Source organism: Citrobacter sp. Cpo109, assembly GCF_030332565.1.
In the GTDB taxonomy this organism is placed as follows: domain Bacteria; phylum Pseudomonadota; class Gammaproteobacteria; order Enterobacterales; family Enterobacteriaceae; genus Citrobacter; species Citrobacter portucalensis.
This window is the reverse complement of record NZ_JAOWHQ010000042.1, coordinates 377,769-401,992: the sequence shown is the minus strand read 5'-3', so window position 1 is coordinate 401,992 and position 24,224 is coordinate 377,769. Positions and strand designations below refer to the sequence as shown.

24 protein-coding genes, 1 pseudogene and 1 other annotated feature (1 of these 26 only partly in view) are annotated in these 24,224 nt (G+C 50.2%); of the genes and pseudogenes, 13 read left to right on the top strand and 12 right to left on the bottom strand.

The window, feature by feature from the left end; all coding sequences use genetic code 11:
- Positions 1–61: a sequence feature (Trp leader region), on the top strand (it extends 34 nt beyond the left edge of the window).
- 23 nt (positions 62–84) lie between these two features.
- The 5 genes from OGY71_RS03420 to trpA are packed head-to-tail and all read left to right on the top strand — an operon-like array spanning position 85 to position 6,614.
- On the top strand, positions 85–1,647 hold the full coding sequence (locus OGY71_RS03420) for an anthranilate synthase component 1 (RefSeq protein ID WP_063940820.1): 1,563 nt from the start codon (positions 85–87) through the stop codon (positions 1,645–1,647).
- Positions 1,647–3,242, top strand: coding sequence for a bifunctional anthranilate synthase glutamate amidotransferase component TrpG/anthranilate phosphoribosyltransferase TrpD (gene trpD, locus OGY71_RS03415; protein ID WP_003020639.1), 1,596 nt, complete (start codon positions 1,647–1,649; stop codon positions 3,240–3,242). Before OGY71_RS03420 ends, trpD begins: the two co-directional genes overlap by 1 nt.
- Before the next feature lie 3 nt (positions 3,243–3,245).
- The gene (gene trpCF, locus OGY71_RS03410; protein ID WP_286612862.1) at positions 3,246–4,604 is read left to right on the top strand and encodes a bifunctional indole-3-glycerol-phosphate synthase TrpC/phosphoribosylanthranilate isomerase TrpF; all 1,359 of its coding nucleotides are present in this window, start codon (positions 3,246–3,248) and stop codon (positions 4,602–4,604) included.
- 10 nt (positions 4,605–4,614) lie between these two features.
- A complete protein-coding gene (trpB, locus tag OGY71_RS03405; RefSeq protein WP_003020645.1) occupies positions 4,615–5,808 on the top strand; it encodes a tryptophan synthase subunit beta in 1,194 nt (397 codons plus the stop codon).
- Positions 5,808–6,614 (top strand): tryptophan synthase subunit alpha, encoded by an 807-nt coding sequence (trpA, locus tag OGY71_RS03400; RefSeq protein ID WP_286612842.1) that lies wholly within the window; start codon positions 5,808–5,810, stop codon positions 6,612–6,614. Before trpB ends, trpA begins: the two co-directional genes overlap by 1 nt.
- A gap of 32 nt (positions 6,615–6,646) precedes the next feature.
- Here the strand turns inward: trpA and OGY71_RS03395 are convergent, their stop codons facing one another.
- Positions 6,647–8,119 carry a GGDEF domain-containing protein gene (locus tag OGY71_RS03395; RefSeq protein ID WP_003833346.1) on the bottom strand — a complete coding sequence of 491 codons (1,473 nt, stop codon included), beginning with the start codon at positions 8,117–8,119 and terminating at the stop codon, positions 6,647–6,649.
- Positions 8,120–8,305: 186 nt separating this feature from the next.
- Positions 8,306–8,581 (bottom strand): hypothetical protein, encoded by a 276-nt coding sequence (locus tag OGY71_RS03390; RefSeq protein WP_063940823.1) that lies wholly within the window; start codon positions 8,579–8,581, stop codon positions 8,306–8,308.
- A 259-nt stretch (positions 8,582–8,840) separates the two neighbouring features.
- Here OGY71_RS03390 and OGY71_RS03385 point away from each other — a divergent pair, with 259 nt between their 5' ends.
- Entirely contained in the window at positions 8,841–9,278 is a 438-nt protein-coding gene (locus OGY71_RS03385) for a hypothetical protein (protein WP_286612840.1), read from the top strand.
- Between the two features lie 433 nt (positions 9,279–9,711).
- Here the strand turns inward: OGY71_RS03385 and OGY71_RS03380 are convergent, their stop codons facing one another.
- Both OGY71_RS03380 and ompW read right to left on the bottom strand, forming a co-directional pair.
- Complete coding sequence (locus OGY71_RS03380) at positions 9,712–10,428, bottom strand: YebC/PmpR family DNA-binding transcriptional regulator (protein ID WP_063940825.1); 717 nt, start codon at positions 10,426–10,428, stop codon at positions 9,712–9,714.
- Between the two features lie 426 nt (positions 10,429–10,854).
- On the bottom strand, positions 10,855–11,493 hold the full coding sequence (gene ompW, locus OGY71_RS03375) for an outer membrane protein OmpW (protein WP_126957511.1): 639 nt from the start codon (positions 11,491–11,493) through the stop codon (positions 10,855–10,857).
- A 292-nt stretch (positions 11,494–11,785) separates the two neighbouring features.
- Here ompW and OGY71_RS03370 point away from each other — a divergent pair.
- The 4 genes and pseudogenes from OGY71_RS03370 to yciA form a co-directional block, all read left to right on the top strand.
- A pseudogene (locus OGY71_RS03370) lies at positions 11,786–11,863 on the top strand (YkgJ family cysteine cluster protein); the annotation flags it as partial.
- A gap of 28 nt (positions 11,864–11,891) precedes the next feature.
- The gene (locus tag OGY71_RS03365; RefSeq protein WP_003020663.1) at positions 11,892–12,635 is read left to right on the top strand and encodes a YciC family protein; all 744 of its coding nucleotides are present in this window, start codon (positions 11,892–11,894) and stop codon (positions 12,633–12,635) included.
- 54 nt (positions 12,636–12,689) lie between these two features.
- Positions 12,690–13,229, top strand: a complete 540-nt coding sequence (locus tag OGY71_RS03360) for a septation protein A (RefSeq protein ID WP_003020667.1) — start codon at positions 12,690–12,692, stop codon at positions 13,227–13,229.
- A 165-nt stretch (positions 13,230–13,394) separates the two neighbouring features.
- Positions 13,395–13,796, top strand: a complete 402-nt coding sequence (gene yciA, locus OGY71_RS03355) for an acyl-CoA thioester hydrolase YciA (RefSeq protein ID WP_003020670.1) — start codon at positions 13,395–13,397, stop codon at positions 13,794–13,796.
- A 64-nt stretch (positions 13,797–13,860) separates the two neighbouring features.
- Here the strand turns inward: yciA and tonB are convergent, their stop codons facing one another.
- Positions 13,861–14,589, bottom strand: a complete 729-nt coding sequence (gene tonB / locus OGY71_RS03350; RefSeq protein ID WP_168150127.1) for a TonB system transport protein TonB — start codon at positions 14,587–14,589, stop codon at positions 13,861–13,863.
- 215 nt (positions 14,590–14,804) lie between these two features.
- On the opposite strand from tonB, the gene OGY71_RS03345 reads away from it, so the two are divergent.
- Positions 14,805–15,101 (top strand): YciI family protein, encoded by a 297-nt coding sequence (locus OGY71_RS03345; protein ID WP_003020675.1) that lies wholly within the window; start codon positions 14,805–14,807, stop codon positions 15,099–15,101.
- Between the two features lie 51 nt (positions 15,102–15,152).
- Here the strand turns inward: OGY71_RS03345 and OGY71_RS03340 are convergent, their stop codons facing one another.
- Positions 15,153–15,326 (bottom strand): YciY family protein, encoded by a 174-nt coding sequence (locus tag OGY71_RS03340; RefSeq protein ID WP_003020684.1) that lies wholly within the window; start codon positions 15,324–15,326, stop codon positions 15,153–15,155.
- A gap of 142 nt (positions 15,327–15,468) precedes the next feature.
- On the opposite strand from OGY71_RS03340, the gene cls reads away from it, so the two are divergent.
- The gene (gene cls / locus OGY71_RS03335) at positions 15,469–16,929 is read left to right on the top strand and encodes a cardiolipin synthase (protein WP_003020687.1); all 1,461 of its coding nucleotides are present in this window, start codon (positions 15,469–15,471) and stop codon (positions 16,927–16,929) included.
- A gap of 34 nt (positions 16,930–16,963) precedes the next feature.
- Entirely contained in the window at positions 16,964–17,293 is a 330-nt protein-coding gene (locus OGY71_RS03330) for an HI1450 family dsDNA-mimic protein (RefSeq protein WP_003020691.1), read from the top strand.
- Between the two features lie 37 nt (positions 17,294–17,330).
- Here the strand turns inward: OGY71_RS03330 and OGY71_RS03325 are convergent, their stop codons facing one another.
- The 6 genes from OGY71_RS03325 to oppA form a co-directional block, all read right to left on the bottom strand.
- Positions 17,331–18,167, bottom strand: a complete 837-nt coding sequence (locus tag OGY71_RS03325; RefSeq protein WP_257661939.1) for an ion transporter — start codon at positions 18,165–18,167, stop codon at positions 17,331–17,333.
- Between the two features lie 45 nt (positions 18,168–18,212).
- Positions 18,213–19,217, bottom strand: a complete 1,005-nt coding sequence (oppF, locus tag OGY71_RS03320) for a murein tripeptide/oligopeptide ABC transporter ATP-binding protein OppF (RefSeq protein WP_003833363.1) — start codon at positions 19,215–19,217, stop codon at positions 18,213–18,215.
- Positions 19,214–20,227 carry a murein tripeptide/oligopeptide ABC transporter ATP-binding protein OppD gene (oppD, locus tag OGY71_RS03315; protein WP_003833364.1) on the bottom strand — a complete coding sequence of 338 codons (1,014 nt, stop codon included), beginning with the start codon at positions 20,225–20,227 and terminating at the stop codon, positions 19,214–19,216. The genes oppF and oppD overlap by 4 nt, the downstream gene beginning before the upstream one ends.
- An 11-nt stretch (positions 20,228–20,238) precedes the next feature.
- Positions 20,239–21,147, bottom strand: a complete 909-nt coding sequence (gene oppC, locus OGY71_RS03310) for an oligopeptide ABC transporter permease OppC (RefSeq protein WP_003020701.1) — start codon at positions 21,145–21,147, stop codon at positions 20,239–20,241.
- A gap of 14 nt (positions 21,148–21,161) precedes the next feature.
- A complete protein-coding gene (gene oppB / locus OGY71_RS03305; RefSeq protein ID WP_003020708.1) occupies positions 21,162–22,082 on the bottom strand; it encodes an oligopeptide ABC transporter permease OppB in 921 nt (306 codons plus the stop codon).
- Positions 22,083–22,314: 232 nt separating this feature from the next.
- Positions 22,315–23,946, bottom strand: a complete 1,632-nt coding sequence (gene oppA / locus OGY71_RS03300) for an oligopeptide ABC transporter substrate-binding protein OppA (protein WP_003833370.1) — start codon at positions 23,944–23,946, stop codon at positions 22,315–22,317.
- Between the last annotated feature and the right edge of the window lie 278 nt (positions 23,947–24,224).

Sequence of the window (24,224 nt, the reverse complement as noted above, 5' to 3'; positions counted from 1 at the left end):
TGTCTTACGTCTGCAATATGCAACCAGATACCCGGCCCGCCAAATGAGCGGGCTTTTTTTTGAACAAAATTAATGAGAATAACGATGCAAACTCAAAAACCGACACTCGAACTGCTTGCCTGCGATGCCGCCTACCGAGAGAATCCGACGGCGCTGTTTCATCAGGTGTGTGGCGCACGTCCAGCAACACTGCTGCTGGAATCTGCAGATATCGACAGCAAAGACGATCTGAAGAGCCTGCTGCTGGTCGACAGCGCATTACGCATTACAGCTCTAGGTGACACTGTCACTATTCAGGCGTTGTCCGCAAACGGCGCATCGCTGCTGCCCCTGCTGGATGCTGCCCTGCCCGCTGGCGTTGAGAACGAACAACAGCCGAATGGTCGTCATCTGCGATTCCCCGCCGTCAGCCCGCTGCTGGATGAAGACGCCCGCTTATGTTCTCTTTCCGTATTTGACGCTTTTCGCTTACTGCAGGAGCTGGTGAATGTTCCAGCGCAAGAACGTGAAGCGATGTTCTTCGGCGGTCTTTTTTCCTACGACCTGGTTGCCGGTTTTGAAGATTTACCTCAGCTTGAAGCGGGCAACCGTTGCCCTGACTACTGCTTCTATCTGGCAGAAACGCTGATGGTTATCGACCACCAGAAAAAAAGCACCCGTATTCAAGCCAGTATTTTTTCCCCTAATGATGCTGAAAAACAGCGTATTAACGCTCGTCTGGCGCAGTTGAGCCAGCAGCTTACCGAGCCTGCGCCGCCATTGCCGGTCACTGAAGTCCCACAGATGCGCTGCGAGTGCAATCAGAGTGATGAAGAGTTTGGCGCCGTAGTACGTGGCATGCAAAAGGCGATTCGCGCGGGCGAAATTTTCCAGGTGGTGCCATCCCGCCGTTTCTCGCTGCCCTGCCCATCTCCGCTGGCGGCCTACTATGTGCTGAAGAAAAGTAACCCCAGCCCATACATGTTTTTCATGCAGGACAACGATTTCACGCTGTTTGGCGCCTCCCCGGAAAGCTCGCTGAAATACGATGCCACCAGCCGCCAGATTGAGATCTACCCGATTGCTGGTACTCGCCCGCGCGGTCGTCGTGCGGACGGTTCGCTTGATCGCGATCTCGACAGCCGTATCGAGCTGGAGATGCGTACCGACCATAAAGAGCTTTCTGAGCACCTGATGCTGGTTGACCTTGCGCGTAACGACCTGGCGCGCATCTGTACGCCTGGCAGCCGCTATGTTGCTGACCTCACCAAGGTCGATCGTTACTCCTTCGTTATGCACCTGGTTTCGCGCGTGGTCGGCGAATTGCGTAGCGATCTGGATGTGCTGCACGCTTACCGCGCCTGTATGAATATGGGCACGTTAAGCGGAGCGCCAAAAGTTCGCGCCATGCAGCTTATCGCCGAGGCAGAAGGTCGTCGCCGTGGCAGCTACGGCGGTGCGGTAGGTTACTTCACGGCGCATGGCGATCTGGATACCTGTATTGTCATTCGCTCCGCCCTCGTGGAAGACGGTATTGCCACCGTACAAGCCGGTGCCGGGATTGTTCTGGATTCTGTACCGCAGTCTGAAGCCGATGAAACCCGTAATAAAGCGCGCGCGGTTCTGCGTGCTATCGCCACCGCGCACCACGCACAGGAGACCTTCTAATGGCTGACATTCTGCTGCTCGATAATATCGACTCTTTTACCTATAACCTGGCGGATCAGCTGCGTACTAATGGTCACAACGTGGTGATTTACCGCAACCATATTCCGGCCCAGACGTTGATTGACCGCTTAGCAACGATGAAAAATCCGGTGCTGATGCTCTCTCCAGGCCCAGGTGCGCCAAGCGAAGCAGGTTGCATGCCGGAGCTGTTAACCCGCCTGCGCGGCAAGCTGCCAATCATCGGTATTTGTCTGGGACACCAGGCCATTGTTGAAGCCTATGGTGGATATGTGGGTCAGGCCGGAGAGATCCTGCACGGCAAAGCGTCCAGCATTGAACACGACGGTCAGGCAATGTTCGCCGGTCTGGCAAATCCGCTGCCGGTGGCACGCTATCATTCACTGGTTGGCAGCAACGTACCTGCTGGATTGACCATTAACGCCCACTTTAACGGCATGGTGATGGCGGTACGTCACGATACCGATCGCGTCTGCGGCTTCCAGTTCCATCCGGAGTCAATTCTGACCACCCAGGGCGCGCGATTGCTGGAACAAACGCTGGCCTGGGCGCAACAGAAGCTTGAACAAACCAATACGCTGCAACCCATTCTGGAGAAACTGTATCAGGCCCAAACGCTGTCCCAGCAGGAAAGCCACCAGCTGTTCTCTGCCGTGGTACGCGGTGAACTGAAACCGGAACAACTGGCTGCGGCGCTGGTAAGCATGAAAATTCGTGGCGAACACCCGAATGAAATTGCCGGTGCGGCAACCGCGCTGCTGGAAAACGCAGCCCCGTTCCCGCGCCCTGATTATCTGTTTGCCGATATTGTCGGTACCGGCGGTGACGGCAGCAACAGTATCAATATTTCTACCGCCAGCGCCTTTGTTGCGGCGGCTTGCGGACTGAAAGTTGCCAAACACGGCAACCGCAGCGTCTCCAGCAAGTCTGGCTCTTCGGATCTGTTAGCGGCATTTGGCATCAATCTGGATATGAACGCTGATAAGTCCCGTCAGGCGCTAGACGACCTCGGGGTGTGCTTCCTGTTTGCGCCGAAATATCACACCGGTTTTCGCCATGCCATGCCAGTACGCCAGCAGTTGAAAACCCGCACGCTGTTTAACGTGCTCGGCCCGTTGATTAACCCGGCGCATCCGCCGCTGGCGCTGATCGGCGTTTACAGCCCGGAACTGGTGCTACCCATTGCCGAGACGCTGCGCGTGCTGGGATATCAACGAGCAGCCGTGGTGCACAGTGGTGGCATGGACGAAGTTTCGCTGCATGCGCCGACCATAGTGGCAGAGCTGCACGATGGGGAAATCAAGAGTTATCAACTGACGGCAGAAGACTTTGGTCTGACGCCTTACCATCAGGAACAGCTGGCTGGCGGCACGCCGGAAGAAAACCGTGACATTCTTAGTCGCTTGTTACAAGGTAAAGGTGAAGCCGCTCATGAGGCTGCTGTTGCCGCAAATGTCGCCATGTTAATGCGCCTGCACGGTGAAGAAGATTTAAAAGCCAATGCGCAAACCGTGATTAATGTACTGCGTAGCGGTGCGGCCTATGACCGCGTTACTGCACTGGCAGCAAGAGGGTAAATGATGCAAACCGTTTTAGCGAAAATTGTCGCAGACAAGGCGATTTGGGTAGAAGCCCGTAAACAGCAACAACCGCTGGCCAGCTTTCAAAATGATGTTCAGCCTGGCTCACGTGATTTCTACGATGCGCTGCAAGGTGCGCGCACCGCCTTTATTCTGGAGTGCAAAAAGGCATCTCCATCAAAAGGCGTGATCCGTGATGATTTCGACCCGGCACAAATTGCTGGCGTCTATAAACATTATGCTTCCGCGATCTCTGTACTGACCGATGAGAAGTATTTCCAGGGGAGCTTTGATTTCCTGCCCATCGTCAGCCGCATCGCACCGCAGCCGATTCTGTGCAAGGACTTTATTATCGATCCTTACCAGATTTACCTGGCACGTTTCTACCAGGCGGACGCCTGTTTATTGATGCTGTCGGTGCTCGATGATGAGCAATATCGTCAACTCGCCGCCGTCGCCCACAGTCTGAAAATGGGCGTACTGACCGAAGTCAGCAACGAAGAAGAGCTGGAGCGTGCTATCGCACTGGGCGCCAAAGTCGTTGGTATCAACAACCGTGATTTACGCGACCTGTCGATTGATCTGAATCGTACCCGTCAACTGGCGCCGCGACTGGGTCACGGTGTTACCGTCATCAGCGAGTCCGGGATCAACACCTATGGTCAGGTGCGCGAGCTCAGCCACTTCGCCAACGGTTTTCTGATTGGCTCCGCGCTGATGTCGCATGATGATCTGCACGCCGCCGTGCGTCGCGTACTGCTCGGCGAGAATAAAGTCTGCGGTTTAACCCGGGCTCAGGATGCAAATGCGGCATACGAAGCGGGTGCCATTTACGGCGGCGTGATTTTTGTCCCCACATCACCGCGCGCGGTCAACGTTGAACAAGCGCGAGAGGTCATGACCGGCGCGCCGCTGCAATACGTCGGGGTGTTTCGCAACTCAGATATAACCGACGTGAGCGCAACAGCGGCGGAACTGGGACTAACTGCCGTGCAACTGCACGGTAACGAAGACCAGTCCTACGTTGACGCCCTGCGCGAGGTACTGCCCGCACAGGTGCAAATCTGGAAGGCACTCAGCGTCAGCGAAACTTTGCCAGCCCGTGATTATCAGCATGTCGATAAATACGTCTTCGATAACGGCCAGGGCGGCAGCGGTCAACGCTTCGACTGGACACTTTTAGGTGGACAATCGCTGGATAACGTTTTACTGGCTGGCGGACTCGGCGCAGATAACTGCGTTGACGCGGCAAAAACCGGCTGTGCCGGTCTCGATTTCAATTCTGGCGTAGAGTCACAGCCGGGCATCAAAGATGCACGTCTTCTGGCTTCGGTCTTTCAGACGCTGCGCGCATATTAAGGAAAAGGACATGACAACATTACTCAATCCGTACTTTGGTGAATTTGGCGGTATGTATGTGCCACAGATTCTGATGCCTGCCCTGCGCCAGCTGGAAGAAGCTTTTGTCAGCGCACAAAAGGATCCTGAATTTCAGGCGCAGTTTACAGACCTGCTGAAAAACTATGCAGGTCGCCCAACCGCACTGACCAAGTGCCAGAACATTACTCAAGGCACCAACACAACGCTGTATCTCAAGCGTGAAGATTTACTGCACGGCGGCGCGCACAAAACCAATCAGGTGCTGGGTCAGGCGTTGCTGGCGAAGCGCATGGGTAAAACGGAAATTATCGCCGAAACTGGCGCGGGTCAGCACGGGGTTGCATCTGCTCTCGCCAGCGCACTGCTGGGGTTGAAATGCCGTATTTACATGGGTGCGAAAGATGTTGAACGTCAGTCGCCTAACGTTTTCCGTATGCGTTTGATGGGCGCTGAAGTTATCCCCGTTCACAGCGGTTCCGCAACGCTGAAAGATGCCTGTAACGAAGCGCTTCGCGACTGGTCTGGCAGCTACGATACCGCGCACTACATGCTCGGTACGGCGGCTGGTCCGCACCCCTTCCCGACCATTGTGCGTGAGTTCCAGCGCATGATCGGTGAAGAAACCAAGGCGCAGATTCTGGAAAAAGAAGGTCGCCTGCCGGACGCCGTTATCGCTTGCGTGGGTGGCGGTTCTAACGCCATCGGTATGTTCGCCGATTTTATTAATGAAACCAGCGTAGGTCTGATTGGAGTAGAGCCAGGCGGTCACGGAATTGAGTCTGGAGAGCACGGCGCACCGTTGAAGCATGGTCGTGTCGGGATTTACTTCGGCATGAAGTCCCCAATGATGCAGACTGAAGAGGGACAGATTGAAGAGTCTTACTCTATTTCTGCAGGGCTGGACTTCCCGTCAGTTGGGCCACAGCATGCGTACCTGAACAGCATTGGTCGCGCTGATTATGTTTCAATCACCGATGATGAAGCACTGGAAGCCTTCAAAACGCTGTGTCTGCACGAGGGAATTATTCCGGCACTGGAGTCCTCCCATGCCCTGGCGCACGCGTTGAAAATGATGCGTGAGAATCCGGAAAAAGAGCAGTTACTGGTGGTTAATCTCTCCGGTCGCGGCGACAAAGACATTTTCACCGTACACGATATTCTGAAAGCGCGAGGGGAAATCTGATGGAACGTTACAAAAACCTGTTTGCACAGCTGAAGGACCGCAAAGAAGGCGCTTTTGTCCCCTTCGTAACCCTGGGCGATCCGTCTGTTGAGCAGTCACTGAAAATCATTGATACGCTGATTGAAGCCGGTGCCGACGCGCTTGAGCTCGGCATTCCGTTCTCCGATCCGCTGGCAGACGGTCCGACCATACAGGAAGCCACCCTGCGAGCGTTTGCCGCCGGCGTTACACCGTCGCAATGCTTTGAAATGCTGGCGCTGATTCGCCAGAAGCATCCGACGATTCCCATTGGGTTGCTGATGTATGCCAACCTGGTCTTCAGCAAGGGCATTGACGAGTTTTACGCCCAGTGCGAAAAAGTGGGTGTGGATTCTGTGTTAGTGGCCGATGTGCCTGTTGAGGAGTCAGCTCCGTTCAGAACTGCAGCGCTCCGCCACAATATTGCACCAATTTTCATCTGCCCTCCGAACGCTGATGAAGAACTGCTACGCCAGATTGCCTCTTATGGCCGTGGCTACACTTATCTGCTTTCACGTGCAGGTGTGACCGGTGCAGAAAATCGTGCGGCATTACCGCTGTATCATCTGGTTGAAAAGCTGAAACAATATGATGCTCCGCCTTCTTTACAGGGCTTTGGTATTTCTGCGCCTGAACAGGTCGCTGGTGCTATTGAAGCCGGTGCTGCCGGCGCAATTTCCGGCTCGGCAATTGTGAAGGTCATTGAGAAAAATGTTGCGGCACCGGATCAGATGCTGGCTGAGCTGAAAGCGTTTGTCAGCGCGATGAAAACCGCCACCCAGCAGTAAGTTAAATCAACCGCCAGTGACAGCTGGCGGTTTCACCCTTCTTTCGTGTGCTTCATTCTATACATAGCGCTATCCGCATTCTGAATGGCCACATCCAGTTCATCGTTCACCTCTGCAATTCCCCACGATACTGACAATGGCACGGTATGGCCGTCCACAACGAACACATGACTGGTCACCTGCCCGCTAATACGTTGCGCGATTGCTATAGCGTCAGTTGCCTGTGATCGAAACAGCAGGATCATAAATTCATCCCCGCCGGTACGAATCACAATATCGTGGCTGGTGCGGGTGTTTGACAGCATCCTGTTGGCGATAATTTGCAGCGCGCGATCGCCTGCCGCGTGGCCCCAGGTATCATTGACGGCCTTGAATTTATTGCAGTCCAGTAGCACCACCGAACAGTGTGATAAATCCCGACGCTTGATAATGTCGAGTATTCGGCGGTTAAAACAGCCGGTCAGAGTATCGATATAAACCTTGAGGTCGCTTTCATTCAGCCATGATTTGAGTGAGAAACTGATCATGATGAAAAAGAACGGCGCCAGCAGAATCACGATCCCAGCATGTGTGTCGCGTACCATAAAACGACCTAATGATAGCGAATAGTGCAGTGCATATTTCTCCGAAAAATTGCGCACCATAAAGCGGGATTGACTTGTACATTTGCCGGATAAACAGAGACTCTCATGGTTTGTTAAATTCACCAACTCCACGTTCAGCTCCGGTGGAATTTGGTTGTCAAATGCCTGGGCTAACGCTTCCTGCAATTCGGGCTTTGAATGGTCATAGACCAGATAGGCTACGATTTGGTCTGATATCTCTTTGCCAGACAGATCGTAGATATAACTCACCACGCTGTAAGCTTTTTCACCGGTAATTTTATCGGTATAAAAATTCGTCGAACTAAGGGCTTTGTTTTTGACGTTTTTTTGCAGTAATCGGGTATAGAAATCGACGGGCGGGTAGAAAAATTGAGTGATATCCCGCGCCATTTCAGAATTTGAGAAACTGAAATTGCGTGAATCGGAAGCCATAAACCAGTAAAAATAATCTGAATTTTTGGCGATGATATAACGATGTGCATCGAAGCTGCCCGGGTTTAGCTCATTGACCATACCGCGAATAAATTCAGCCGCCGTATACATACACAGCGCGTTGTGACTGGTTTGCTGGGCAACCATTGTCCCCGTCGCCGAATGCAGTCGCTTTGGATCGGCGTTAATTCCCCATTCATCCTCATCCCGGAGAACAAATTTTGAAATATCGCCGCATTGTTCCCCCGTTTTGATATGGTGATAACGCTCACCAATCGCATCGGCGATCAGCTCGTTATCGTTAAAAATGTCCATCATGCGCGCTTGCAGGCGGTTGACACCTTCGCTGGCAGCGGCCATTCGCTGTTCATAAATAATAAACAGAAACAACGAAGTAAATATCAACGTAATGAGCCCTGATACCAGCAGTGCCTGCCTGTTTCTGAGCTTATCCTGCACAATCTTCACGAGTCCACCCTGATAGTTAACAGTATTGCCAAATCGGTTACCCGTTTATGTTGTTGCATAACAGCGTTGTACGTTGATAGAGAATGTTTGCCACTCCGAAGCAGGTAAGTTGATGTAGCCCGCAGTCGCGCGCTTAGGTTACATATTTATACAATAAAATCACATATTTGTTAACATAAACGCAAACTAATCATCACCTTCGATAGGATATCCTGCCCGCCGGATGGCCTCGCGGCAGTCGTTTACGCCTGCGGCATAGCCCGCCTCAATCTCGCAAACCGGACTTGCGCTGCAATAAGGTAGTGTAACTGGAGTCGCAATAATTTTCTCCAGCACCTCAATTTTATCCATGTAAAGTAATAACTCACGTGCAGCACTCACGGCAAACGCTGCCGTTTGATCTTCGGAGAACGGTTCCAGAAGTGTGATTTTTTGCTGTAGCAGATGGCGGGTCAACATCATCAGCAATACCCTCAAAGTTGGTTTGCTTAAAGAGTAGCACTACATCAAAGGGGAGAAAGGCACGATGTTTTCCCCAGAATGTTTAAATGAAGAACGAGGGGAATGTTTCCTGGTTGCTAACTACTGTCAGGCATGCTCGGAATCTATACAGTTCAATCATCCTGGTTGTGCAGCTATTAATTAAGTTGACTTCAAAAAGTCCCTTGCGAGACACTGCTTTAAAGCATACCAAATATGGGTGAACTTGTTGAGACATCTGTTGATTAAATTAGTTGTGTTAAGCGTTGGATTTTTAAGCGCTGGGGACATACTGGCAAATACTCCGGAACAGGTAGTCACCGCTTTCCAGAGGGATTATAAATATTGGAATGACCAGTCATTCCTGAGAAATCAGAACGATGGAAAGCAAGAAGTTATGCTCCAGGCCCAGAAGGGTTGGAATGAGCTTTTGAAAAAATATACAAAACCTGGTTTTCAGGGCGAGCCTATAGCTTTTGGTTCTGAGTCTAGTCATGACCCTGAGCAAGAGAAGATCATATCGGTTCAGATTACTGAAAAAATAGCGGTCGTAACGACCAAATTATCAAGGCCGTATTATTCACCTATTTATGAATATCAATTGTCCAAAGAAAATGATACCTGGTATCTATCTCAGATCTTTTTAGTTGATGACGATGGAAAATATCCGAGTTTGTAATAACAGTGTACTTGTACTCATTGTTTCCATACTGCCTGAGACTGTCAATCGCTGGACGACTCTGAGCGTGAAGCGGACCAGACTATCTGATGAAAAGTCTGATGAAAAGCTTCACTCATACTGTCGGGACAGCGATAAGCGAGGAACTCACGTTGTGCTTGCATCAGGATGACCTGGAATGATGGAGTTAACATCTCAATTGTTCATAGCAGCGCTGAGTGGATTCAGGATATCGCGGGGCGTATTGGACGTATAACGTTTATCGCGTACCTAAGAAGTTAAGGCCAGAGATTTTAATTATTACATTTTCTTTTTTAAGATAGTGGTTTTTATCTATTTTTTAGAATAAACATATCTGGCCAGACATTCTTCTTCATAACAACCCTATGAGTTAAAAAAATCTGCCATAATGACAGATTCTTTTAATCTATCATTAGAGATTTGCAACGTTATGATATACTTTTTGAACATCATCGTCATCTTCAAGGGCATCAACAAGCCCTGCAAAGACTTCTAAATCCTCTGGTGAAAGTTCAATTTCTGATTGAGCAATCATCTCTAATTCTGTGGTAGTGAATTCAGTAATCCCTGCGGCTTTTAAAGCTGCAATGCCTTTGTGAAGATCTGTAGATTCCGTATAAATAACGATGTTTCCTTCTTCTTCGGTTACATCACGAACATCTACTTCAGCATTAAGCAAAATTTCAAAAATGTGGTCAGGATCTGTCCCTTCAAATACAATCACTCCGGTATTGTCAAACATATAGCTGACAGAACCAGCCGCTCCGATATTCCCGCCTTTTTTATTAAAAATTGAGCGGACATTAGCAATCGTACGGTTAACATTTGAAGTCAATGTTTCAGCGATAATCAGTGAGCCACTGGGACCAAAGCCTTCATAACGCCCTTGCACGAACGTTTCATCGCTGCCGCCTTTGGCTTTATCAATAGCTTTATCAATAACGTGTTTTGGAACCTGCGCTTGTTTAGCACGTTCAATAACGAATTTTAAAGATGTATTTAATTCTGGGTCTGGTTCGCCTTGTTTAGCAGCAGCATAAATTTCTACACCGAATTTTGCATATACATTAGACGTTGCTCCGTCTTTAGCTGTTTTTTTAGCAACAATATTTGCCCACTTACGTCCCACTGGAATGATCTCCTCAAAAATTCATTTACATAGCCGACAGGTAAATAACCTAGCATTACATTATATCATGACGTATAAATCCTCGTCCATGAAAAATAAAATATCCAAATTTTACGATATGTTACTTTAATTTTATCAATAGTTAACATTTTGGATAAATTATCCCCTGACTATCTTCAGGTTTTTTGTGCGTAATAAATGAACCGCAACAATAATGCATAAGAAAAGAGAAACAAAAGTGATATTCCAGATAAACACACTTGCTATTAAAGTTAGCGCAGTACAGCTTATAGCGAGGTATCGACACACAAATTTTGTCACGCCAGAGGCGCAAAATAATGGCCGTTCAAGACAACGACACGTGTGGAAAAGAATGGAAAAACTGGCCATTTGATGACCAGTTTTGCAGGGGGTTTGCAGAAAAACTTAAAAACGATAACCCGCAGAGAACATAAACACCCACGGATCAAGGCGTACGCTGTCTCGCTGCTGTACACCGCCCATTTTATAGCTTGCGGTGGTGTCGATATCCATGTACCACACCGACATGTTAATCAGCCAGTCACGGTTAATCAGATAGTCCATACCAACTTGCCCTGCTGCGCCCCAGGAATCTTTCAGACTCAGGTCCGATAACCCCGCTTCTTTACCGTTGTCGTTAAAGCCTTCATCGAAGAAGGTCGTGTAGTTCACCCCAACACCTACGTACGGACGCAGTTTACTGCTGGAGTCACCGAAGTACCACTGCGCCATTAACGTCGGCGGTAAATGATGTACGGTGGCAATATCACCCGTTGCAGCAGTGCCGATTTTATGGCGGAACGGCGTAGCTGCCAGTAATTCAACACCGATATTGTCGGTTGCCATGTAGGTAAATGTCAGACCCAACTGCGTGTTATTGCTGACATCAAAGCCACCTAAGCTGCCCAGCGTACCACCTGCACCTTCCGTCGGCCTGACGGTGGCAGAACCTGCACGAATAAAGAACTCTCCAGCTTCATGCGCAAATGCGTTACCAGAGAGAAGAGTTGTTAAAGCCAATGCTGCAACTGTTAATTTTTTCATGTCCGCTCCATCGTTATGGTTATAAAAGCGGAACGAATATACCCACATTGGAGTAATAAGTGATCTAACATGGATCACATTGACTTTGATAATTTAACATTTATTGATCCAGATTAAGTTAGAACTTGCATTCAAAATCCTGGTTAAATTAATTCAGATCAATTTTGATATATTTTCAATGTGCAAGTACCTCCAGCTCATTGCTGATGGGTGATGGATATCTGCTCGTGATGCGCAGATAACAAACAGCGTTCATGCACGACGCTGAAGTCATAGCCAAAAATTACTGCAGCTTTACACAGATATGCTTTTCCATACATCGCGCGATGCTGCCACTGCAGAGTTATCCAGGGTACAATTGCCCGCAAATGAACACCTGCAAAACTCAAGGAGAGTGCATGTCTATCACGGCGAAATCCGTTTACCGTGACACGGGAAACTTTTTCCGTAATCAATTCATTACCATCTTGCTGGTATCGTTGTTGTGCGCGTTTATCACAGTGGTGTTAGGGCATGCCTTTTCCCCCACTGACGCACAAATTGCGCAACTCAGTGAAGGCGATCAGTTAACCAGCAGCGTGGGGCTGTTCGATCTGGTGCAAAACATGACCCCGGAGCAACAGCAAATTTTGCTACGCGCTTCCGCGGCGTCGACGTTTTCCGGTCTGATTGGTAATGCCATCCTCGCCGGGGGTGTCATCCTGATGATTCAGCTGATTTCAGCAGGTCATCGCGTCAGCGCATTACGTGCCATCGGCGCCAGTGCGCCAGTGTTACCGAAGCTGTTTATTCTGATTTTTCTGACTACTCTGCTGGTGCAAATCGGTATTATGCTGGTTGTTGTACCCGGTATTCTGCTGGCGATCCTGCTGGCACTCGCCCCTGTGATGTTGGTACAGGACAAAATGGGTGTCTTTGCCGCGATGCGCAACAGTATGCGTCTGGCGTGGTCGAATATGCGACTGGTTGCGCCGGCAGTGATCGGTTGGTTGCTGGCAAAAACGCTGCTGTTGCTTTTTGCGCCAAGTTTTGCAGTACTTACGCCGAATGTAGGCGCGGTATTGGCGAATACGCTGAGCAATATGATCTCCGCCGTGTTGCTGATCTATTTGTTCCGCCTGTACATGCTGATTCGCCAATAAACCCTGAACGCATTCCGGGCTTGTACCCGGTGCTTTTGATGACGGAATCGAAGAATGAAGCAGTTTCTTGATTTTTTACCGCTGGTTGTCTTTTTTGCTTTTTATAAGCTTTATGACATCTATGCGGCGACCTCGGCGCTGATTGTCGCGACGGCTGTAGTGTTGATTTACAGCTGGGTTCGCTATCGCAAGGTCGAGAAGATGGCGTTAATCACCTTTGTCCTGGTGGCCGTATTTGGTGGCCTGACTATTTTTTTCCACAACGATGAATTCATTAAGTGGAAAGTAACGGTGATTTACGGGCTGTTTGCTGGTGCTCTGTTGGTTAGCCAGTGGGTAATGAAAAAGCCGCTAATTCAGCGCATGTTAGGTAAAGAGCTGACCCTGCCGCAGCCGGTGTGGTCGAAACTTAATTTAGCATGGGCCGTCTTTTTCATCCTGTGTGGTCTGGCGAATATCTATATTGCATTTTGGCTACCGCAGAACATTTGGGTCAACTTCAAAGTGTTCGGCCTGACCGCCCTGACTTTATTCTTTACGCTGCTGAGTGGAGTCTATATTTACCGTCATCTGCCGCAAGAAGATAAATCGTAATACATGCTCGCCAGATCTGCGGATCTGGCGAATTTTTATCCCCTCGCGTTCCATTGTGCTGACAACCTGGCTTACATCTGTTCTGCACGCCGCATCCCCTCTATTCTCAACGCACAAATTCTAGTAGCATCGCGCCTGTAATCTTTCTCTATAGTCGGTTCTACAATGACAACAACGAATAACACTCCCCAGGGTGAACTGGTTTTACGTACTCTGGCCATGCCTGCAGATACCAACGCGAATGGTGATATTTTTGGCGGTTGGCTGATGTCACAAATGGATATAGGTGGCGCGATTCAGGCCAAAGAGATCGCACATGGTCGTGTGGTAACGGTGCGGGTTGAAGGAATGAGCTTTTTGCGGCCGGTCGCCGTAGGTGATGTAGTGTGTTGTTACGCGCGCTGTGTGAAACGCGGGACAACCTCAATCAGCATCAATATTGAAGTTTGGGTGAAGAAAGTCGCTTCTGAACCTATTGGGCAGCGCTATAAAGCCACCGAAGCTCTGTTTATCTACGTTGCCGTTGATAAAGACGGGAAACCGCGTCCAATTCCCACGTTGGCCTGATAGCACACGCCAGTAATGCTATCCGGCAATGATCAAGAGTGATGATTGCCGGACGGCCTGATGCTTACTCGATTTGCGTTGTGCCGTTTAATTTGAAAACAATATTCACCACGAGTCCGGAACCGGGTTTACCTGCCTCATAACGCCATCTACGCATCGCGTTTTTCACTTCACGCTCAAACATATTGGCAGGCTGTGCAGACAGGATCTCCACATTTTCAACCCGACCATCCGGCGTTACGTTAAATTTGACCTTTACCCGTCCTTCAATGCGCAGCGCCTGAGCTCGCGCCGGATACTGAGGCTGATTACGGCTTAAAGCGCGTGGACCTGATGGCGCACTGACCACCGGTTTGCTGGTAGTTGCCGGCGCGGTATTGGTCATTGTTCGAGTAGGTGCCGTATTTTCCAGTGGGGAGGCCGGGCGCGGTTCTGCTGGTTTAACATCGCGTTTCGGTTGCTCTTCCACCTTTTTCACCGGTTTTGGCTTGGGTTTAGGCTTGGGCTTCGGTTTTTCAATCACCACCGGTGCCTCTTTTGGTGGCTCTGGAATCGGTTCTGGTTCCGGTTCAGGCTCGACAACGGGTTCCGGCGGCGGCTGAACGGCCTGAGGCGGTTCAAGGTCTGCAGGCGCGACCATCGTGACAGAGATCGGCTGCGCTGGCGCAGGCAGTTCAATAACCTGATGTACCGAGGTATACAGCAAACCAGCCACTACGGCACCATGAATGCCGACAGACAGTAACGTTGGCCAGGGAAAGCGACGAGGTAAATCAAGGGTCATTGAAGTCATAATCGTTTCAGTAAAAAAACCAGGCCCTGATTTTAAATGCAAATAGCAATCATATTCAATAAGCCCGTGGCGGTAACTGACATTTAAAACGCGATTTTATGATAAAAAACCGCTTTCAGAGTATGGCCTTAACATATCAGTTATCTTTCCGTTGCAGTTGTTAGGCCTTTCCAATAACGTTATTAACGACTTTTACCGTTCAAGGAGCTCTACCCGTGCTGTATGTTATTTACGCTCAAGATATCGCAGACTCTCTCGAAAAACGTCTCTCCGTGCGCCCTGCTCATCTGGCTCGCCTGCAACTCCTTCATGACGAAGGTCGTTTGCTCACGGCGGGCCCCATGCCAGCGGTCGATAGTAACGATCCCGGTGCGGCGGGTTTTACCGGCTCGACGGTGATTGCCGAATTTGAATCTTTGGAGGCGGCACAGGCGTGGGCGGAAGCCGATCCGTATGTCGCGGCGGGCGTGTATGCGCAGGTTTCAGTAAAACCGTACAAAAAAGTATTTTAAAAACAGAACGCAAAGCAGACATTGGGCACCGCCAGCGGTGCCCTTTTGGGATCAGATGCTGTGGATCGCAAACAACAACGAGTTACGCTGGTGGTTGAGAATGCACTTTCTGATAGTGTGGATACGCATATTACGACGCGATTGTCCTTCAAGCCAACGTGCTTTACGGCGGCTAGCCTGACGCAGCATCCGCCAGCGTCCCACTTCCGTTCTACTACGCTTCATGTTTACTACTCTTTCAGTCACTGAGCGGCCATTATAACGCCAGACCGAATGCAGACCAGTGGTTTTCCCTTGTTTTTATTTGCCAGATTAATCCTGATGCGTAAACTCTTAACAATACGCTTTCAAAAGGATTTTTAAATTTATGACAACCTTCTACACCGTGGTGAGTTGGCTGGTCATTCTGGGTTACTGGGTACTCATTGCTGGCGTAACATTACGCATTCTAATGAAACGACGCGCAGTGCCCTCCGCAATGGCCTGGCTGTTGATCATCTATATTCTGCCATTGGTAGGGATCATTGCTTATCTGTCCTTTGGTGAACTCCACCTGGGTAAGCGACGTGCCGAACGCGCCCGGGCAATGTGGCCGTCAACGGCCAAATGGCTGAACGATCTCAAGGCCTGCAAGCATATTTTTGCCCAGGAAAACAGCAGCGTCGCCTCTTCGTTATTTAAACTGTGCGAGCGCCGTCAGGGAATAGCCGGGGTTAAGGGAAACCAACTGCAGTTGCTCACCAGTTCAGATGACGTGATGCAGGCGCTGATCCGTGATATTCAACTGGCGCGCCACAACATCGAAATGGTGTTCTACATATGGCAGCCTGGCGGTATGGCCGATCAGGTAGCCGAGTCGTTAATGGCTGCCGCGAGACGTGGCATTCACTGTCGCCTGATGCTGGACTCCGCTGGCAGCGTGGCGTTCTTTCGCAGCCCTTGGGCGGCGATGATGCGTAACGCAGGTATCGAGGTTGTAGAAGCGCTGAAGGTGAACCTGATGCGTGTATTTTTACGCCGTATGGACCTGCGTCAGCACCGCAAAATGATCATGATAGATAACTACATTGCTTATACCGGCAGCATGAACATGGTCGACCCGCGTTTCTTCAAACAGGATGCGGGTGTCGGGCAATGGGTTGATTTAATGGCGAGAATGGAAGGTCCTGTCGCCACTGCTATGGGCATTGTCTATTCCTGCGACTGGGAAATTGAGACCGGAAAGCGCATTTTGCCTCCGCCACCAGACGTCAATATCATGCCGTTTGAGCAGGCCAGCGGCCACACCATTCACACTATCGCCTCGGGACCTGGTTTCCCTGAAGATTTGATTCATCAGGCGCTGCTAACCGCTGCTTATTCAGCGCGTGAATATTTAATTATGACCACCCCCTACTTCGTCCCCAGCGACGATCTGTTGCACGCGATCTGCACGGCAGCGCAGCGTGGGGTTGACGTCAGTATCATTCTTCCACGTAAAAATGACTCCCTGCTGGTTGGCTGGGCAAGCCGGGCCTTTTTCACCGAGCTGCTGGCAGCCGGCGTTAAAATTTATCAGTTCGAAGGTGGCTTGCTGCACACCAAGAGCGTACTGGTCGATGGCGAGCTGAGCCTGGTCGGGACGGTTAACCTGGATATGCGCAGCCTGTGGCTCAATTTTGAAATCACGCTGGTCATTGATGATGCCGGATTCGGTGGCGATCTCGCGGCAGTGCAGGATGATTATATTTCGCGTTCACGCCTGCTTGATGCCCGTTTGTGGGTAAAACGACCACTCTGGCAGAGGATAGCAGAGCGACTGTTTTACTTCTTTAGTCCGTTGCTGTAAAACGTGCCCATCAGACAGTAAACAGGTAGTCATTATGGATATGGATTTGAACAATCGCCTGACCGAAGACGAAACGCTTGAGCAGGCTTACGACATTTTTCTCGAACTGGCTGCGGACAATCTGGATCCAGCCGACATCATTCTGTTCAATTTGCAGTTTGAAGAGCGTGGCGGTGCCGAGTTGTTCGATCCGGCAGAAGATTGGCAGGAGCATGTTGATTTTGACCTGAACCCTGACTTCTTTGCCGAGGTGGTGATTGGTCTGGCAGATACAGAAGACGGCGAGATTAACGATATTTTTGCGCGCGTTTTATTATGTCGCGAAAAAGATCATAAGCTCTGCCATATTCTCTGGCGCGAATAATCAAACAAAAAAGCTGCTCTCGCAGCTTTTTTCATTTTTAGCCCGGTAGTTTACTTCCGCAGCGGTTACAAAATTGCGCACTATGTTCGTGCTGCGCCTGCTGGCACTGCGGACATTTTCGTTGGTGCCCGCGCTGCTGGAACGCACTGCTCATGTGCGTGGTAATCAATCCCGTCGGTATTGCAATCACCGAGTAACCAATCAGGATAAGCACAGACGCCACCATGCGCCCCAACGGTGTGTGTGGCGTGATATCGCCATAGCCGACGGTGGTTACAGTAACAATCGCCCAATACACCGACGCATTCAGCGTAGTAAACCCATATTTTGGCCCTTCAATCAGATACATCATCGCGCCAAAAACCACCATCAGGATGGCGATAAAGGAATAGAACAGCATCAGCTGATGTCGGGCGCTTTTTAACGCATTCCAGAACACCCGCAGAGAAGGCATGAAGCGCAGCAGCTTGAGAATACGCAGAACGCGCAGGACACGCATCGCTCGCCAGGCGAAAACATAGCTCAGACTGATTTCCGGCCATAGCCACATCACATACAGCGGCAGAATGGTGGCAAGGTCAATTATCCCCCAGAAGCTGAACACATATTTAGCGGGGTTGGCCCAGCAACATAAGCGCAGAAGATATTCGAGGGTGAAGACCAGAGTAATAAAGATCTCCAGCCAGACAAAAATGCGCCATTCCTCAAAGGTTAAATGGTATTGCGTCCCTACTCCGGACTCAATGAAGATAACGATAACGCTGAGCAAGGCAAATAGTGCGCACATACCTTCAAAGCGACGCCCTGAACGGGTATTTAAATCAAATAATTTGCGATAGAGCGCACGGCGGACAGAAGAGACTAAACCTGGCACAGAAACCTCACCAAAAAAAGGGCTGACCTTTGTCAGCCCTCAGGATTATAGCGGGTCTACTTTCAGGCAGGAAACTGCATGTCGGAAACTTCCTTCCAGAACCGGGCGCGTTTTTGCGCATTCCGGTCCAGCAATCGGGCAGCGCGTACGGAACACGCAACCGGAAGGAGGATTAATCGGGGACGGTAACTCGCCTTCCAGCAACTGAATAACCTTATTCCTTTCCTGATCCGGATCGGGGATTGGCACCGCAGACATCAGCGCTTTGGTATAAGGATGCAGCGGGTTATGGTACACCTCATCATAGGTCCCTAATTCCACCGCGTGTCCGAGATACATAACCAGCACACGGTCGGAGATATGTTTAACCACAGCGAGGTCGTGAGCAATGAAGATTAACGATAATCCCATTTCGCGCTGAAGCTGTTGCAGAAGATTAACCACCTGGGCCTGGATTGATACATCCAGCGCTGAAACCGGTTCATCGCAGATAATCAACTTCGGTTCGAGGATCAGCGCGCGGGCAATACCAATACGCTGACACTGGCCACCGGAAAACTCATGTGGGTAGCGGTTAATCAGGTTAGGCAATAGTCCAACCTTCATCATCATCGCCTTCACACGGTCGCGGACTTCCTGACCAGGAAGATTCGGATGATAAGTTCGCAGCGGTTCAGCAATGATTTCACCAATAGTCATGCGCGGGTTTAACGATGCCAGAGGATCCTGGAAAATCATCTGGATATCGCTGCGTACTTCCCGCCACTCATCGGGTTTCATGCCCAGTAAATCTTTACCCAGCCAGGCGACCTTTCCATCGGTGGCCTTCACCAGGCCGATAATCGCACGGGCAAAGGTCGATTTTCCGCAGCCTGATTCACCGACCACGCCCAGGGTTTCGCCCTCATACAGTCGCAGGGTTACGCCATCAACCGCCTTCAGGGTTTTAGTCGGTTGCCAGAACCACTGTTTGCCATCTTTAATATCAAAATGGACTTTAAGGTCGGCAATCTCAAGGAGCACTTTACGTTGTTCGGTCACCGCATTCATACCAGTTCCTCCACCGGCTTAAAGCAGGCACGCAGGCGGCCTGGACTAAATTCCTCCAGTGGCGGAGCACTGCTACAGATTTCCATCGCATGCGGGCAACGCGGCTGGAATGGACAGCCTTTTGGTAGACGCAGCAGGTTCGGTGGGTTACCCGGTATAGTGAGCATCTCTTCCCCTTCTGCATCCAGACGAGGTACGGCATTTAGCAAACCAATCGAATACGGATGAACGGGCTTATAAAAGACATCCCGCGCACTGCCGTATTCCATAGTACGTCCGGCGTACATCACCAGGACTTTATCGCAAATACCGGCAACAACCCCCAGATCGTGGGTGATCATGATAATCGCGGTGTTGAATTCGCTTTTCAGTTCATTCAGAAGCGTCATAATTTGCGCCTGTACCGTTACATCAAGCGCAGTGGTCGGTTCATCGGCTATCAGTAATTTGGGCCTGCACAACAGTGCCATGGCGATCATTACGCGCTGACGCATACCACCGGAGAATTCATGCGGATACATTTTCATACGCTTACGCGCTTCCGGCATCTTCACCGCATCCAGCATTCTGACTGACTCTTCAAAAGCTTCCGCTTTGCTCATGCCTTTATGCAGCATCAGAACTTCCATCAACTGCTCCCCGACCCGCATGTATGGATTGAGGGACGTCATCGGGTCCTGGAAAATCATCGAGATTTGCTCGGCGCGCAGTTTGTTCAGTTCACGTTCCGGTAAATTCAGAATTTCACGCCCGTTGAACGTTGCGGAGCCCCCGATACGACCATTTGCCGCCAACAGGCCCATCAGGGCAAAGGCCGTTTGCGATTTACCCGAACCGGATTCACCGACAATACCCAGCGTTTCTCCAGCTCGCAGAGAAAAGTTTAAATCGTTGACCGCAGTTACATCGCCGTCGGGGGTCGCAAACGTCACACGCAAATCTTTTACGTTTAGCAGTGCGTTAGCCTGTTGTTGCGCGAGCGGCGCGGTTGAGGTTTCAATTACGCTCATGGCTGCACTCCTTAACGGTCTTTCGGGTCGAGGGCATCACGCAGGCCATCGCCAATAAAGTTAAAACAGAACAAAGTGACCACCAGGAAACCAGCCGGGAACAGCAGCAGCCATGGTGAGACTTCCATAGAGTTGGCACCATCACTGAGCAACGCGCCCCAGCTACTTAACGGCTCCTGCGTACCTAATCCCAAAAAACTCAGGAAGGATTCAAATAGGATCATGCTCGGCACCAGCAATGAAGCGTAAACCACCACCACACCCAGCACGTTCGGCACAATATGGCGGATAACGATACGCACGGTAGACACCCCACCCACTTGCGCCGCTTCAATAAACTCTTTGCGCTTGAGACTTAGCGTTTGCCCACGCACGATACGCGCCATATCCAGCCAGGAGACCATCCCGATAGCGACAAAAATCAGCAGAATATTTTGCCCAAAGAAGGTGACCAGCAGGATCACGAAGAACATGAACGGGAAGGAGTTGAGGATTTCCAGCAGACGCATCATCACCGAGTCGATTTTTCCGCCGAGGTAGCCCGACAGAGAACCGTACAGCGTACCAACAACCACCGCGACTAACGCCGCCGCAATGCCGACCATCAGCGAAATGCGCCCGCCAATTGCCACACGCACCAACAGGTCGCGTCCCGACGAGTCAGTACCGAAATAGTGGCCTGATTCCGTATCCGGCGCACTGGACATCATGCCCCAGTCGGTATCGAAGTAGGTAAACTGCGACAACATCGGTGCCAGCGTTACGAACAGCGCAATAATTACCAGCACCACCAGGCTTGCTACCGCCGCGCGGTTATGCATAAAGCGTCGACGCGCGTCCTGCCACAGGCTACGGCCTTCGACCTCCAGCTTTTCACTGAAATTCTCCAGCGCCTCGCTGTTTTTCTTACTTAACATCATAGCGAGCTCCAGTATCAGTAACGAATTTTCGGGTCGATAACGGCATACAGCACATCGACAATCGCGTTAAACACGATGGTCAGCGTACCCACCAGTATGGTCAGACTAAGAACCAGCGAATAGTCGCGGTTTAACGCCCCATTGACGAACAACTGGCCAATACCCGGCAAACCATAAATGGTTTCAATAACCATCGAACCGGTGATAATGCCGACAAATGCCGGTCCCATATAGGACAGCACTGGCAACAGCGCTGGTTTTAACGCATGACGGAAAATAATCCGCCGCATCGGCAGCCCTTTAGCGCGCGCGGTACGAATAAAGTTAGAGTGCAGTACTTCAATCATCGAACCGCGAGTAATACGGGCGATACTGGCGATGTAGGCCAGTGACAAGGCCACCATCGGCAGGATCATAAATTTCAGCGCCCCGCCGTTCCAGCCCCCGCCGGGTAGCCATTTCAAGGTTATGGCAAATATCATGACCAATAAGGGAGCGACCACGAAACTGGGGATAACCACCCCGGTCATAGCCACCCCCATCACCGTATAGTCCCAACGTGTATTTTGCTTCAGCGCGGCTATCACTCCGGCGCTAACACCGACGAGTACCGCCAGAATAAAGGCTGCCGCACCCAGCTTCGCAGAAACCGGAAAGCTCGAGGCAACGAGGTCGTTAACCGTATAGTCTTTATATTTAAAGGATGGTCCAAAATCGCCGTGCGCCAGCTGTTTCAGATAGCTGAAGTACTGCGTCGAGATGGGATCGTTAAGATGATATTTCGCTTCAATATTCGCCAGCACCTCTGGCGGTAACGCGCGTTCCCCGGTGAATGGGCTTCCGGGCGCAAGGCGCATCATAAAGAATGAAATCGTAATAAGAATAAACAGCGTCGGAATCGCTTCCAGACAGCGACGTAATATAAATTTTAACATTGCCCGTACCTTCTGGCGTGTGCCTTTATACCCGTCATACTTCAAGCTGCAAGTGCGTTGGCTTTACTCGCTCACACCAGTCACTTACTTAAGTAAGCTCCTGGTTATTCGCTGCGTTGCCGCCTTCCTGCAACGTGAAGTATTTAGGGTATACCTCTCTTTGTCTAAAGAGGTATTTATAGTTCGAAGAAAAAGACACTGTGGGGCAACATGATTGCCCCACGTCTTGCCATTAATGCTTGATAATATACAAGTCTTTAACGTGGATATTATCCATCGGGTCTTTACCGGAGTATCCGCCAACCCATGGTTTCACCAGGCGGGCGTTAACATAGTAATAAACCGGTACAATCGCAGAATCTTTATCCAACTGCTGTTCCGCTTTCGAATACAGTTCGCTGCGCTGCGCTTCATCCGTCACTTTCAGCGTATCCGCAATCAGCTTATCAAATGCCGGGCTCTTATAGTGGACGGTATTATTGGAGCTGTCGGACAGCACCATATTCAGGAAGGACGTCGGTTCGTTATAGTCTGCACACCAGCCCGCACGCGAAACATCATAGTTGCCCTGATGGCGCGTATCGAGGAACGTTTTCCATTCCTGGTTTTCCAGCTTCACATTAGCACCCAGATTTTTCTTCCAGATAGATGCCGCGGCAATAGCCAGCTTCTTATGCAGGTCTGAGGTGTTATACAACAGATCAAAGGTCAGCGGTTTCTCAGCGGTATATCCGGCCTCAGCCAGCAGTTTCTTCGCTTCTTCATTACGTTTTTCCTGAGACCACTTGAACCACTCTGGCTCAACCAGTTTCGCACCATCAGTGTATGGAGGAGTAAAGCTATATGCCGGCAGGTCACCCTGGTTTTTCACTTTATTGACGATAATGTCACGATCCAACGCCAGCTTCAGGGCGGTACGAACACGAACATCGTTGAACGGTGCTTTCTGGTTGTTAATTTCGTAATAATAGGTGCACAGATAGGGGTCAACGTGGACTTCGTTCGGGATCTCTTTTTTCAGTTTCTGGAATAACTCAATCGGCATGTTGTTATAGGTCATGTCGATTTCACCGCTGCGATAGCGGTTAACGTCAGTCACTTCAGAAGAAATAGGCAGGTAGGTTACCTGGTTAATAACCGTTTTGGCGTTGTCCCAATAGTTGGTATTACGCTCAAGCACAATGCGCTCGTTGACAACCCAGTCTTTCAGTTTATACGCACCGTTAGTAACGATGTTAGCGGGCTGGGTCCACTTCTCGCCGAATTTTTCAACAGCAGCTCTAGGAACCGGTGAAACGGATGAGTGCACAAGCAGTTTGTAGAAATAAGGAACTGGTTCGCTGAGGGTGACTTCAAAAGTATGATCGTCGAGAGCTTTTACACCGAGATCGGTGATCGGCTTTTTACCGGCGATAATATCATCAATATTGACAATATGACCGTACTGCAAATAACTGGCATACGGTGATGCAGTATTTGGATTAGCCAAACGTTGCCAGCTATACACGAAATCTTGCGCGGTAACAGGCGTGCCGTCAGACCACTTTGCATCTTTACGCAGATGGAATGTCCAGACTTTAAAATCTTTATTTTCCCATTTTTCAGCCACGCCAGGCGATGGTTTGCCATCGACATCACTGATTAATAAACCTTCAAACAGGTCACGGTTAATGTTGGATTCAGGTACACCTTCGATTTTGTGGGGATCGAGTGACTGCACTTCCGAACCGTTATTGCGTACCAGAGTCTGCTTTTCAGCAAGCTGCACACCCGCTGGCACTTCTGCCGCCGTGGCAACATTTCCAGCGACTAGCGCAGTTAAGATCCCCGCAGCTACTAAACTTTTTTTAGTGATGTTAGTCATTGTGTTGTACTCCCTCATTATTATGGCTGGTTTTTTAACCAGACTGTTAATCCTGTCAGGATCCCTGTACGGCACCGGAGATTTTCTGCCGTCAGGTGGTTTATTGTTTTACTGCTTGCTATCACCGACTTTATTTATTCTGGCGATTCGTATGACCGCCTTGCGTCGATTCTCTACGTGCCTCCCCTGCCGGAAACACGCTATTACCCTGTTGAGAGAAACTAACTGCAAATGATTCTCATCAACGTGAATTCTTCTGCATATTATCTGGCCGGAAA

What these genes read in the sequence shown, in the direction of transcription:
- OGY71_RS03420 (WP_063940820.1), top strand. Translation starts at nt 85, where the DNA reads ATGCAAACTCAAAAACCGACACTCGAACTGCTTGCCTGCGATGCCGCC.
- trpD (WP_003020639.1), top strand. Translation starts at nt 1,647, where the DNA reads ATGGCTGACATTCTGCTGCTCGATAATATCGACTCTTTTACCTATAAC.
- trpCF (WP_286612862.1), top strand. Translation starts at nt 3,246, where the DNA reads ATGCAAACCGTTTTAGCGAAAATTGTCGCAGACAAGGCGATTTGGGTA.
- trpB (WP_003020645.1), top strand. Translation starts at nt 4,615, where the DNA reads ATGACAACATTACTCAATCCGTACTTTGGTGAATTTGGCGGTATGTAT.
- trpA (WP_286612842.1), top strand. Translation starts at nt 5,808, where the DNA reads ATGGAACGTTACAAAAACCTGTTTGCACAGCTGAAGGACCGCAAAGAA.
- OGY71_RS03390 (WP_063940823.1), bottom strand. Translation starts at nt 8,581, where the DNA reads ATGATGTTGACCCGCCATCTGCTACAGCAAAAAATCACACTTCTGGAA.
- ompW (WP_126957511.1), bottom strand. Translation starts at nt 11,493, where the DNA reads ATGAAAAAATTAACAGTTGCAGCATTGGCTTTAACAACTCTTCTCTCT.
- OGY71_RS03365 (WP_003020663.1), top strand. Translation starts at nt 11,892, where the DNA reads ATGTCTATCACGGCGAAATCCGTTTACCGTGACACGGGAAACTTTTTC.
- OGY71_RS03360 (WP_003020667.1), top strand. Translation starts at nt 12,690, where the DNA reads ATGAAGCAGTTTCTTGATTTTTTACCGCTGGTTGTCTTTTTTGCTTTT.
- yciA (WP_003020670.1), top strand. Translation starts at nt 13,395, where the DNA reads ATGACAACAACGAATAACACTCCCCAGGGTGAACTGGTTTTACGTACT.
- tonB (WP_168150127.1), bottom strand. Translation starts at nt 14,589, where the DNA reads ATGACTTCAATGACCCTTGATTTACCTCGTCGCTTTCCCTGGCCAACG.
- OGY71_RS03340 (WP_003020684.1), bottom strand. Translation starts at nt 15,326, where the DNA reads ATGAAGCGTAGTAGAACGGAAGTGGGACGCTGGCGGATGCTGCGTCAG.
- cls (WP_003020687.1), top strand. Translation starts at nt 15,469, where the DNA reads ATGACAACCTTCTACACCGTGGTGAGTTGGCTGGTCATTCTGGGTTAC.
- OGY71_RS03330 (WP_003020691.1), top strand. Translation starts at nt 16,964, where the DNA reads ATGGATATGGATTTGAACAATCGCCTGACCGAAGACGAAACGCTTGAG.
- oppF (WP_003833363.1), bottom strand. Translation starts at nt 19,217, where the DNA reads ATGAATGCGGTGACCGAACAACGTAAAGTGCTCCTTGAGATTGCCGAC.
- oppD (WP_003833364.1), bottom strand. Translation starts at nt 20,227, where the DNA reads ATGAGCGTAATTGAAACCTCAACCGCGCCGCTCGCGCAACAACAGGCT.
- oppC (WP_003020701.1), bottom strand. Translation starts at nt 21,147, where the DNA reads ATGATGTTAAGTAAGAAAAACAGCGAGGCGCTGGAGAATTTCAGTGAA.
- oppB (WP_003020708.1), bottom strand. Translation starts at nt 22,082, where the DNA reads ATGTTAAAATTTATATTACGTCGCTGTCTGGAAGCGATTCCGACGCTG.
- oppA (WP_003833370.1), bottom strand. Translation starts at nt 23,946, where the DNA reads ATGACTAACATCACTAAAAAAAGTTTAGTAGCTGCGGGGATCTTAACT.